This window comes from uncultured Clostridium sp., assembly GCF_910588715.1.
Classification (GTDB): Bacteria; Bacillota; Clostridia; order Clostridiales; family Clostridiaceae; genus Clostridium.
Genome location: NZ_CAJURG010000001.1, coordinates 1 through 12,370, shown reverse-complemented (window position 1 = coordinate 12,370; position 12,370 = coordinate 1). Strand labels below are relative to the sequence as shown.

General features: G+C 26.6%; 14 protein-coding genes and 1 other annotated feature. All 14 genes read right to left on the bottom strand.

Features of this window, described 5'->3' with window-relative positions:
- Positions 1-54: 54 nt before the first annotated feature.
- Positions 55-516, bottom strand: a complete 462-nt coding sequence (locus tag QZ321_RS00070) for a Fur family transcriptional regulator (protein WP_291743144.1) — start codon at positions 514-516, stop codon at positions 55-57.
- Between the two features lie 23 nt (positions 517-539).
- On the bottom strand, positions 540-815 hold the full coding sequence (locus QZ321_RS00065; RefSeq protein WP_291743142.1) for a DUF1292 domain-containing protein: 276 nt from the start codon (positions 813-815) through the stop codon (positions 540-542).
- A 27-nt stretch (positions 816-842) separates the two neighbouring features.
- Complete coding sequence (gene ruvX / locus QZ321_RS00060; RefSeq protein ID WP_291743139.1) at positions 843-1,268, bottom strand: Holliday junction resolvase RuvX; 426 nt, start codon at positions 1,266-1,268, stop codon at positions 843-845.
- An 80-nt stretch (positions 1,269-1,348) separates the two neighbouring features.
- Positions 1,349-1,606 carry an IreB family regulatory phosphoprotein gene (locus tag QZ321_RS00055; protein WP_291743137.1) on the bottom strand — a complete coding sequence of 86 codons (258 nt, stop codon included), beginning with the start codon at positions 1,604-1,606 and terminating at the stop codon, positions 1,349-1,351.
- Positions 1,607-1,737: 131 nt separating this feature from the next.
- Positions 1,738-4,386: an alanine--tRNA ligase gene (alaS, locus tag QZ321_RS00050; RefSeq protein WP_291748103.1), complete on the bottom strand. Its 2,649-nt coding sequence runs from the start codon at positions 4,384-4,386 to the stop codon at positions 1,738-1,740.
- A gap of 89 nt (positions 4,387-4,475) precedes the next feature.
- Positions 4,476-4,654: a binding site (T-box leader), on the bottom strand.
- Positions 4,655-4,720: 66 nt separating this feature from the next.
- The gene (locus tag QZ321_RS00045; RefSeq protein WP_291748106.1) at positions 4,721-5,749 is read right to left on the bottom strand and encodes an AI-2E family transporter; all 1,029 of its coding nucleotides are present in this window, start codon (positions 5,747-5,749) and stop codon (positions 4,721-4,723) included.
- Entirely contained in the window at positions 5,733-6,233 is a 501-nt protein-coding gene (locus tag QZ321_RS00040) for a PRC-barrel domain-containing protein (protein ID WP_291748108.1), read from the bottom strand. The genes QZ321_RS00045 and QZ321_RS00040 overlap by 17 nt, the downstream gene beginning before the upstream one ends.
- 589 nt (positions 6,234-6,822) lie before the next feature.
- Complete coding sequence (locus QZ321_RS00035; protein ID WP_291748116.1) at positions 6,823-7,377, bottom strand: metal-dependent hydrolase; 555 nt, start codon at positions 7,375-7,377, stop codon at positions 6,823-6,825.
- Between the two features lie 344 nt (positions 7,378-7,721).
- Positions 7,722-8,702: a hypothetical protein gene (locus QZ321_RS00030; RefSeq protein ID WP_294195878.1), complete on the bottom strand. Its 981-nt coding sequence runs from the start codon at positions 8,700-8,702 to the stop codon at positions 7,722-7,724.
- 339 nt (positions 8,703-9,041) lie between these two features.
- On the bottom strand, positions 9,042-9,419 hold the full coding sequence (locus QZ321_RS00025; protein ID WP_291750389.1) for a NifB/NifX family molybdenum-iron cluster-binding protein: 378 nt from the start codon (positions 9,417-9,419) through the stop codon (positions 9,042-9,044).
- On the bottom strand, positions 9,420-9,794 hold the full coding sequence (locus tag QZ321_RS00020) for a metalloregulator ArsR/SmtB family transcription factor (protein ID WP_291739984.1): 375 nt from the start codon (positions 9,792-9,794) through the stop codon (positions 9,420-9,422).
- A 192-nt stretch (positions 9,795-9,986) separates the two neighbouring features.
- Positions 9,987-10,781: a histidinol-phosphatase HisJ family protein gene (locus QZ321_RS00015; protein ID WP_291750388.1), complete on the bottom strand. Its 795-nt coding sequence runs from the start codon at positions 10,779-10,781 to the stop codon at positions 9,987-9,989.
- Between the two features lie 235 nt (positions 10,782-11,016).
- Positions 11,017-11,307 (bottom strand): hypothetical protein, encoded by a 291-nt coding sequence (locus QZ321_RS00010; protein ID WP_291739980.1) that lies wholly within the window; start codon positions 11,305-11,307, stop codon positions 11,017-11,019.
- A gap of 228 nt (positions 11,308-11,535) precedes the next feature.
- Entirely contained in the window at positions 11,536-12,009 is a 474-nt protein-coding gene (locus QZ321_RS00005; RefSeq protein ID WP_291739978.1) for a C-GCAxxG-C-C family protein, read from the bottom strand.
- Between the last annotated feature and the right edge of the window lie 361 nt (positions 12,010-12,370).

Below are 12,370 nucleotides of genomic sequence, written 5' to 3'. Positions count from 1 at the left end.
TCCTTCTCTCTTCCATTATGTATTTTAAAGTATATACATACTACTAATATCCTTTTATTCACCTTTTTGTTTTTTTACGCAGTTAGCACAGATTCCAAAGAACTTTACGCTATGGTCTAAAATTTTAAATCCATATGTATTTTCAATGCTTTCTTCAAGTTCATCTAAAAGGTCATCTTGAACCTCAAATACTGATTTACACTCATTACATACTAAATGATGATGTCTATGCTCCTCTTCACTATGAACAAGTTCATATCTGCTACATCCATCATTTAAATCTAATTTAAAAATAACACCAACTTCTTCTAATAATAATACAGTTCTATATACTGTTGCTAAACCTATATCAGGACATATCTTCTTAACTTCATCATAAATTTCTTCTGCGGTTAAGTGTTCTCCCTCTTTTTCAATGATTACATCTACTATAGCTCTTCTTTGAGGCGTTAACTTATATCCTTTTTGTTTTAAGTTTTCTTTTAATGATTCAATATCTATATTAACTGTACTCATATACTTAACACCTCATTTCTTTATTATTCTTCATCCATAAAAATAGTGTTATATGCTTCTTCTATAGCTGCTAACTCTATTTCATTTTCAATTAATTCAAATATATCTTCATCATTTTCATCTTTTACTACCTTTAAAGCAAAAGGATTTTCGTCTTCATATCCTTGTTCTTGAACTATAACATATTCGCTCTTTTCTTCTGTTTCAGGATTTACCATATCAAAGAATGCTATTACGTTTAAATTTATCTCATTTCCTTCTTCATCAAATAATTGTATTGTTTTTAAATCTTTTTCCATTATTTTTTAGTCTCCTTTTCTTTTGAATTATTTATTGTTACTTAATCTTAATTTGTCAAGATAGCCCTGCAATATGTATGTTGCAGCTATTTTATCTACTATTTTTTTTCTTTTATTTCTTGAAAGGTCAGCTTCTAACATTGCTCTATGTGCTGCTACTGTTGTTAATCTTTCATCCCACATTTCTATTTCAAGTCCTGTTTTTTCTTTTAATAGCTCTGCAAACTCTAAAGCCTTTTCTCCAGACTCTCCAATAGTTCCATTCATATTTTTAGGAAGTCCAACAACTACAGTTTCTACTCCATATTCATTGCATATTTTATGCAATTCTTCTAAGTCTTGTTCCTTTTTAGTACGTCTTATTGTTGTAATTCCTTGGGCAGTCCACCCTAATGGATCACTTAAAGCAACACCTATAGTTTTTGATCCCATATCAAGTCCTAATATTCTCATAAAGTTTCTCCTTTGTTTAATTAAATCGAGAATAAAAATAATTTTTAATAAACAAAAGATGCCCGATTAACGGGCACCTTTTATTTTATTTCTAGATAAGATTTTATTACCTCTTCAAGTATTTCATCTCTTTCAAGTTTTCTAAGTAAAGCTCTTGCTCCGTTATAACTAGTAATGTAAGAAGGATCACCTGAAATTAGATAACCTACCAACTGATTTATTGGGTTATATCCCTTTTCCTTCAATGCTATATACACATCGTTTAGAATTGATTTAGTTAAATCCTCTTTGTTAATGCTTAAGTCAAATTGCATTGTTCTGTCAAGATTATTATCCATACCGTTCGTTGCCTACTTAGCAACTTCACCCCCTTACGAAAGTTTTTTATTTATTTTTAATCCTTTGATTTATACGACTTTATTATTTATATTATAACCTAAAATAATATAATTGTATACTATTTAAAAAACTATTTTACTAAATTTTCTATTGTTTGGAATGCAACTTCTATAGCCTTATTTATATTTTCTGGTTTCTTTCCACCAGCTTGAGCCATATCTGGTCTTCCACCACCGCCGCCGCCAACAACAGTAGCTACTTCTTTAATTATTTTACCTGAATGTATTCCTTTATCTAATACATCCTTAGTTGCCATAGTAACTAAATTAACTTTGTCTCCTAGATTACTTACTAATACTACAACTCCTGAGCCCATCTTACTTCTTATCTTATCTGCTAAATCTCTTAAAGCATTTCCATCTACACCTTCTAGGCTATAACAAATTGCTTTAACTCCATTTATATCCTTAGCTGAAGCTAATATATCATCTAAAGCTCCACTTGTAAGCTTTGATTTAAGTTCTGCAATTTCTTTATCTTTTTCTTTAAGTTCTGTACCTTGAGTTGATATTTTCTTTAAAACATCTTTTTCAGTACATTTAAGTGCCATGCAAGCTTCTCTTAATAATCTTTGCTTTTCTTCCATGTATTTTATAGCAGCTCTTCCTGTTAAAGCTTCTATTCTTCTAATACCAGCAGCTACACCTGTTTCAGAAACTATTTTAAATAATCCAATTTCTCCAACATTAGATACATGAGTACCACCGCAAAGTTCTTTTGAGAATTCTCCAGCAGCTACAACTCTTACTTTATCTCCATATTTTTCATCAAATAACGCTGTTGCTCCTGATTCTCTTGCTTCTTCTATTGTCATAAGCTTAGTTTCTACTAAAGAAACTTCCATTATCTTATCGTTAACTAAATCTTCAACCTTTTGTATTTCTTCTAAAGTCATAGCTTGGAAATGAGTAAAGTCAAATCTTAATCTTTCATTATCAACAAAAGAACCTGCTTGATGAACGTGGCTACCAATAACTTCTTTTAATGCAGATTGTAACATATGAGTTGCTGTATGATTCTTACAAACATTAGCTCTTCTTGATCTATCTACAGTTAAAGTAACTTCTTCACCATTTTTTATGCTTCCATTTTTAACTTCAACATAATGAACAGTCTTTCCACCAACATTTTTCTTAGTGTTATATACATAAGCTGTTCCAGTTTTTCCAGTAATCATACCAGTGTCACCAATTTGACCACCCATTTCAGCATAGAAAGGAGTCTTATCAGTTAATATATATCCTTTGCTTCCTTCTTTTAATTCTGAAACAAACTCTTCATCAGTTGCAAGAACTACAACCTTTCCAACTCCTTCTACAGAAGTATATCCAACAAATTCAGTTTCAATATCAGCTTTTACTTTGTTTATTGGGCTTTCATCTGCTCCCATGTAAGAAGTTTCCCCTCTTGCACTTCTTGCTCTTTCTCTTTGAGCTTCCATTTCCTTTTTGAACTCTTCGCTGTCAACAGTCATATTCTTTTCTTCTAAGATTTCTTCTGTTAACTCTAATGGGAATCCATAAGTATCATATAACTTAAATGCTTTTTCCCCAGATAAAACTTTAGAGTTAGATTCTTCTAATTCTTTAATATATCCATTTAAGATGTTCATTCCAGCATCAATAGTTTCATTAAATCTTTCTTCTTCTAAAGTGATTATTTTAGTTATATAATCTTTGTTTTCAACTAATATTTTATAGTTTCCACCATAGTTTTCAACAACAGCATCTACAACATCTTTTAAGAATAATCCTTTAATTCCAAGAAGTCTTCCATGTCTTGCAGCTCTTCTTAAAAGTCTTCTTAAAACATATCCTCTACCTTCATTGCTTGGTTGAACACCATCAGATATAAGCATAGTTACAGCTTTAACATGGTCTGTTACTATTCTTAATGATATATCGCTATTTGCATCTTTTCCATATTCTACACCTGAAAGTGAAGATACTTTATTTACTATATTCTTTACTGTATCAATTTCAAATATGTTATCAACACCTTGCATTATAGTTGCAATTCTTTCAAGCCCCATACCAGTATCTATATTTTTATTTTTAAGTGGTGCATAGCTTCCATCTTCTTGTTTGTCAAATTGAATAAATACTAAGTTCCAAAACTCAACTATTCTATCTGCATCAGAAGCAGCTACAAAATCCTCTACGTTTGTAACAGGTTCTACATCTATCCCTCTATCAAAATGAATTTCTGTACATGGTCCACATGGTCCTACAGTTCCAACTTCCCAGAAGTTATCATCTTTTCCTAATCTAAATATTCTCTTTGGGTCTATATCTGTTTTACTAGTCCAAATTTCATAAGCTTCATCATCTTCTAAATAAATTGTTACATATAATTTTTCTTTAGGTAATTTTAAAACCCTTGTTACATATTCCCAAGCCCATGGAATAACATCACCTTTAAAGTAATCTCCAAACGAGAAGTTACCTAACATCTCAAAGAAAGTACCATGTCTTGAAGTTTTTCCTACGTTTTCTATATCACCAGTTCTAATACACTTTTGGCAAGTTGTAACTCTAGTCTTTGGTGGCTTTTGTATTCCTGTAAAGTATGGCTTAAGGGGTGCCATACCTGCATTTATTAATAATAAACTATTATCGTTTTTAGGCACTAATGGAAAACTTTCCATTCTTAAATGCTCTTTAGATTCAAAAAAGTTAATAAAACTTTCTCTTAATTCATTTGCTCCCATGAATTTCATGTTTTTTACCTCCATCTCTTTTCTTAATTGTAATTAAACTTTTTATACTTTAGAATTTAACCAAATAAAAAAAGTCTCCATCCCTAAAGAAAAGGGACGAAAACTTATAATTTCCGCGGTACCACCCTAATTATGTATATAAAAATATACATCACTTAAGTTAAAAAAGCTCCAAGATAGCTTCAATATGTTAAATAAGAAGTTTTCACCAGCCACTTCCTCTCTTAATATTTATATCATATTTACTCATTCTCTTCATTGCTTTATTTTATGTATTTATGAGAAAATTATATTTCATTTAAATGCTTATGTCAATAAACTATAAAAGCTCATTTTAAAATAAATAATAATCTATATCATCATATACAACTTTAATAATTACAGCAATTGGAACAATTAAAACCATACCTATTACTCCACCTATTTTCTCACCTAATATAAGCAAAATAATAATTATTATAGGATGCATATTTGTGCTATCCCCTGTTATTTTTGGAGCTAAAAAGTTTCCCTCTACTTGTTGAATTAAAAATACTCCTATAGCTGCTAATATTCCCTTTGTAACAGAACCTGTAAGTGCCATAAAAATTATAGGAACACCTCCAATAATTGCCCCAAAGTATGGAATTATATTTGCTATAGCATTTATTATTGATAAAACTAATGGAAACTTTATTCTAAGTACTAATAATAAAACAAAGGATAATGCTCCAATTATTAAGGAGAGTAAGAGCTGACTTAATATATATCTACTTAAAATTTTATCTATATTATTATTTATATTTTTTATTAAAATTCTTTTATCAGTTGGAAAAATTAATAATAGTTTTTTGTAAATTAAATCTCCATCAGCTAATAAATAATAAATTGTAATAGGTACAACTGCAAGTGCAACTATATTTTCACCAAGTAAAATCATATTATCTATTAAATTTGTTGATGCACTGCTTAAAATCATATTTATTTTTTCACCAATTTGCATATATATAGTTTCAAAAATTGGCAACCTATCTAATTTAAACTTAACTGCAAGATTTAAAATATATTCTTCTATGCTATCTAACATAATTCCAAAGTTTCCACTTTCTTTTATTATTGAAGGAACTATGCTATATAAAAGTCCTACAAAGGATAATAAAAGTAAAAATATAATTAAAAGTGAACTTTTTTTTGCCGATATATTTAGCTTTTCACTAAAATAATTTCTTAGAGGCTTTAATGTATATGCTATTATAAATGAAATTACTAATAAATTAATAACATCTCTTATTGGAGTAAAATATAAATATATAAAAATACTAAGTATTATTAAAGCCATTGCTATTATTGATTTACAAATTAATTTTTTATGCTTTGCTAACATCCTTTAATCTCCCTAAATTATGAGGTAATGTTTTAAGTTTAATACGCTCATTTCCATTATATAAAATATAATCATCATAAAATTTACAATTTTTTAGTGTTATTATTTCTTTTCCTTTAAACATCTTATCGAAAATTCCTGAACTAATAATAAGCCCTTTTATACTAAAGCTTTCTTTATCTATTATTAAATCTTCAAGCACACCAATTAGTGTATTGTTTTCATTTAATATATCTATAAATTTAATATTTTTAAATTTAATTCCTTTGCTTTTTGAAACTTCTTTTATTTTCATTGTATTATCTATAGATATAATTGAATCACTAAGGACAAAGGTATGCTTTTTCATTATAGAAGCTGGTGAAATTTCAAACCCTTCTATAATTCCTTTATTTAAATCTATAGAAATGTCTTCAATAACACCAATATACTTATTTTTAGAATCATATACTTTCATTAAGTAAAAATCTCTCCATTTAAACATATCTTCACCTCTAAAATATAATAACCATAGTATTTGCAAATACCATGGTTATTATTAGTAAAATTTGTACATTTTTTATGTTTTAGTTTATTTTTTTATTAAATAAGTCATAAAGTAGAACATCAGTAAATTAGCTATAAAATATAAAAATTAAAAGGAGCTAAAAAGCTAGCTCCTTTTTATATACATTATTAAATTATTTTATTAAATTACTTTTAAAATTAAAATGTTTAAAAATTTATTTTTTTAATTAAAGAAAATTCTATCCTCCTTTACAAATGTATTAGATAGCTAGATCATCTCCTTTTTTAAAACATTTATGCACTTTAACTTTAACATCAATTGACAGCTTATTTTTAAGCTTAATGCACGCCTCCTCTCTATCATATTTGTTCAAGAACTGAACATCATCTAATAACGACATTTAGAAGCACCACCCCTTTAGCTTTTATGTTATAAAAACTTTATATTTAGCAGTCTTAAATTTCTTTCCTTCAACTACTATAAATATATTATACACCCTAAATTTCTATTTGTAAACATTTACCATATTATTTTTTAAAAAATTTTTATAAATAATTAAAAAATTTTACCATGAAACTGTTGTTTTATTTTTAGAGTTTTTACATGGCAATTTAAATTCAAAGAATCTTAAATTTTTTCCTCGTGGAGAAAATCTATCACAAACAATATGCAACATATATCCCATTGAAAAACCTAATGTTAAATATATATTTCCTGTTAAATAAACACTTCCACAAAACATTAAAGTTCCAAGCCATTTATGAGTAAACATTCTATGAGGAGATAATTTTCCTAATATAGTTGTTACACAAAACATAATTGTTGCAAAACAATTTTTAAAATTATTATCTAAAAATTTTAATACATCTTTTATATTTAAGGCAACTCCTAACATATATCCTACAACAATTGCTATTATTATAAAGGTTAATATTTTATTAAAAACCTGTCTTGCTTTAGAGTTATGTGAATCAATATCTGGCATATAGGAACCAATAAATCCACCAATAATTAAAGGAACTAAATATAAAGCACTATCAAAGGTTTTGGTAATTAAAAATCCAATTCCCATAGTTGCTGTTGCTGTAGTTCCAACAATCATATGTTCTTTTCCCTTCATTTGTTTCCATCCTTATATTTTTAATATTTTTTATTTTACTATATTTTTTTATAAAGTGAAAGTACGTTCTTTTTATTCCTAAATTAAAATCAACTTTTTATATAAATATTTATTACTTCAACCTTATAAAGTTAATTAATTATCAAAAATATAGTAAATAAAGGGAAAATAAAAAAACTTATTCCAATATGGACTATATTAATAAAATTAAAAGGAGCTATAAAATATTGAATTAAAAATTTTCAATATAATTTTAGCTCCCTTAATTAAATAATTTTCCCATAATTTTTACCAATAATTTAAAATTATTTTCTATTTCTTTTAAATTATTTTTACTTAAGTCTTTAATTTATTTTCTTTAGAATTTCTTTAACTAAAGATATATCAGTATCTAGTATATTAGCAACATCTGCTTCCTTCATTCCCTTTAACAACATTTTTTCTATGGCACTTTTTATCCCTTGTTCTCTTCCCTGCTTTATTCCTTGTTTTATTCCCTTTTCTATTCCTCTTTTTTCAACTTCAGGATCATATAATGTTTTTGTCATTTTATTCACCTCATTTTCTATATTTTCATCTTTCATATAATTTCTATTTAAGTATTCTATTAGGTTTTGTATTGCTAATAGCATTTTATGAAAATCTTCACCTAATATTTCATCTTCTTCAAATAGCTTTGCTGATTCTTTTGCTAACTTTTCTGCAAGATTTTTAGCTTTTTTAGATAATTCTTTTATCTTCTTTAAGTCATTTTTATTATGAGCTTTTTCTAATTCTTTTCTTAAATTAAATAGTTGCAGGGGCATTAGGGGATACATCTTCTTTTCTTTAAGCTCTTTATCTGTATATTCCCAATATTTTATTACATCTACTGTATAAATTATTTCTTGTTCATCTGGAAATATTATTTTTAACTTTAATTGATTTTTAATGCTTTTGTTTTCTTCAAAAAATATTACTTTTTGCTTTGGAAAATATATTGTTTTTATTTCTTCTTTAAACTTCTTTGAATTTTTTAATTGTTCTTTTCCTTTTTTAAAGCCATATTCAAACATTCTTATAACCATTGTGTTATCATTCTTTGTTTGAAATTCTATATGATAACTTGCCTTGTTATGATTTTTATTTAGAATATCAAAAAACATATCTCCTCTTAATATTCCTAAATCATCTTCAACAAACTCATTATTGCTTACAGTTAATTCAACTTCATCTACATCGAACTTTTCATCAAATATTCCATTTAATAGTTTTACTAGCACTTTATTGGATGTTGAAAATAAAAATTTCAATACTTCATCTAATTTCACTTTCTCCTTTTCCAAATAAACACCAACTTTCTATGTTTATATTATAGCCTATATTTTTTTATTCTTAAACTAAAAAGCTAAATATCCACTTTGAATATTTAGCCCTTATAAATTATTTTTTTATTTTTTCGTTACACAAATTTAATGTTCTTTACAAGACCAATTTGTAACTTCCATTTTTATAATAGCAATCTTATCAACTTGTTCTTTTTTAAAATCCCATTCACTTTTATTAGAATAATGCAGCATTAGCATTTTAAGACCACAAACCTTAATTTAACTAAGTTTTTATTTATCGTTTTATCTATTAATTTTTATTTCTTATTTAATATTTTTTCTATTTAATTATATAATTTAGTGATGGTGATGTGAGCAACCATCGTGGTTACATGTATGATTTGCATCAAATTCTTTAAGCTCACCATTTTTTAATGAATTAATATTTTCTTCTATAGTTCCACTTGTAGCTTGATAAACCTTTATTCCCATAGAATTTAATTTAACTATAGCACCTTTGCCAATTCCACCAACTACAACAGCATCAACAACTTCACCAGATAAAGCTTTAATAGGTTGGCATTTTCCATGTTCATGTCCTAAATCTCCATTTCCTATAGATTTAACATCATTATATTCTAAATCACAAATAACAAACTCTGGAGCACTACCAAAGTGATTATAAGGCACACTACTTAAACCTTCATTTGATTTAACTGGAAAACATACTTTCATTTATAATTCCTCCTTAAACTTTTTTCTGCAACAGCATTTTATTGATTTACACTTAACTATATTGAAATCACCAATTTTAAAATTATATTTATTATTTAGTGAATCTATATCTTCATGAATAAGAAGATTAACAAAGCCTTTAGTTCTTTCTAAAACCTCTTTATTTAACTCATACATAACGTAATATCCTTCTTTATATGCAGTTATAAGACTTGCTTCTTTAAGAATTTTTATATGTTGTGATACACAGGCTTCTGAAATCTCTAAATTTTTTGCAATTCCCTTTGCACATACATTTTTATTAGATAATAAAACAAGTATCTTTAACCTTGTTTCATCACCTAAGGCTTTAAAAACTTTAACTTCTTCATTCATAAACACACCTCAATTTAATTAAGTGATTGATTAATTAAATTGTATTCCTCTTAATCAATTTTCTCAAATTCCGTTTAAGGCAAATTAATTTGATAACAAGCTAAAAAAGAGTAAATTCATTATTTAACTTACCCTTTCTTCCAAATACAGTAAATATAATTAATTACTACTTATATAAAATCTTCTTTAATATTAAATTTCCACTGGAATTGCTTGTCTACCTTCAAATCTATATACATGTTTAAATCCAATAGCCTTTAATACCTCAATACTTTCTTTAATACCTGCCCCAACATCTTCTGCTTTATGTGAGTCAGAACCTACAGTTATTATTTCTCCACCTAAATCATAATACATTTTTAATATATCAATTGATGGCATAGTTTCATTTACCATACTTCTTAAAGTTGAGGTATTAACCTCAATTCCTTTTTTAGCATTAATTATATTTTTAAGAACCTCCTCTATCTCTTCCTTATAATCATTAAAATCATAATTTCCATGCAGGTTAAAAGCATATCTTTTCATCAAATCCAAATGAGCTATAACATCAATATGAGGAGAAGTACAAACCTTATTTACTTCTTTAAAATATCTTTTATAGCTTTCCTCCTTTGAATTACCATTCATGTATGCTATAAGACTAACATTATAATCAAAATTATGTACTGAGCCTAAAATAAAATCAAAAGGTATATTTTCAAGCACCACTTTTAACTCTTCTTTATTTTCATGGGGTTCACAAATTTCAATCCCTGCTCTTATTATAAGCTTATCTTTAAAAATTTCCCTACATTCTCTTATTTCATCACTATATTTTTTTAAGTTTAAAAATCCATGACTTTTTAATCCTTTCTTAACTGAAAAATGTTCAGTAAAGCAAATTTCATTTATTCCCTTTTCTATGGCAGCTTCACAAACTGACATTATAGTTTCCTTACTATCAAAAGAATTGTTTGAATGAATATGATAATCTATTAAATACATATATGCTCTCCTTATTTTTAAAATTTTATTACACTGACATAGTATAGCATAAATTTATTTTAAAAAAATAAAAAAGGCTAGTACATCCCTTTCTGAATTAAATGCTCTAGCTCTCCTAACATTTAATTCATGTACTAACCCTTAAAATTATATTATTAAAATTTAAACTTTTAATACTTCAATCTAAAAAAGTGCTTTTACCATAGTATACGTCACACTAGTTTTACCCCTTAAACTATAAAGCTTCTGTTTGTGATTGAATGTTGTTAAGTTTAATATAACTCTCTCTAAACCTCTTTATTGAAAAAATCTCAAAACCTTCTAAATCATCTTTGAAAATGTACCCTAATTCGCTTAAACTGTATTCTACAGTTTTGTTGTTTTTTAATGTGAAACTTATAGCACGTCCACAATCAACATAATTTACATCAACTAATTGATTTTCTTCTTTTGTATCGTTAATTACTTCTTTTATTATTTCTATAGCTTCCTCTGCTAATTCAATAAATTTATCCTTTGTACTCATAACTTATTCCCCCTGCTTAAAAATGAACCTTACCGCTTTACAAAAATTATTATACATAACTTTTTAAAAATAGTGTGTCGAAACTTGTTATTGATTTTTTGGAAATATAATCCTCGTTTCCCAAAGAGTTATTAATTCTAACTTTTCATAAATTAATTTTTATAAAATAATTTTAATAAAATTATCAAAAGCACTTAAAACCCTGTATTTTGCTTAAATTTTTTAAATTTATTCATCAATATTTGTCAAACGAAATTCTCTAATTATTATTTCTGCAACCTTTTCTGCTACTAATCCAGTGTAATTAATGCACTGTTCTTTATGTTCACCTTGCCCCATATCAAATTCTTTTGTTAATATACGACAACATAAAGAGTTTTTCCCATTGTTAGCCTTAAAATAATCATGTAATTCCTTTGCTACTTCTAAATTTTTTTCAACCTTAGGGTCATTTTGAGAGGTTCTTCCAAAAAATAAACCTAATGACATTACCCCTCCAGATACTGCTCCACATAAACACTTCGATCTACCTATTCCAACTGGGAAACCTGATGCCATTGCAATAACAATTTCAGGTATATCAAGTTCAAAGTTACTTCTTATACTGCTTACAACTGCTTCTGAACAGAAAAATCCTCCTCTATATAAATCTTCTGCATCCTTTTTTACTTTTTTAATACTAATTTCTTTCTTCATTTGCATTTTAAAATCACTCCTAAAAATAAATAAATGATTATTTTTGTTAATTTTATCTGTTAAATCAACCTCTATATTCGTATTTTAACGAATATTATTATTTATTTCAATAAAAAATATTCTTATTTTAATTTTATAAGATTTTTAATATTAATTTAAATAAGTTGAAATAAATTTTCCTAGACTCTAAAGTAAAAAATATACAACTTAATTAAATAAAAAAGTCTACTAATTTAAAAATGATTAGTAGACTTTTTTTAATTTATAAGATAAACCTTATTTATACTTTATTTTTCTTTTCTTATTGTTTTACTACTTTTTCCTGTAATGAAAGCTATAGCTCCACCTGTTATTGTAAGAACTAATC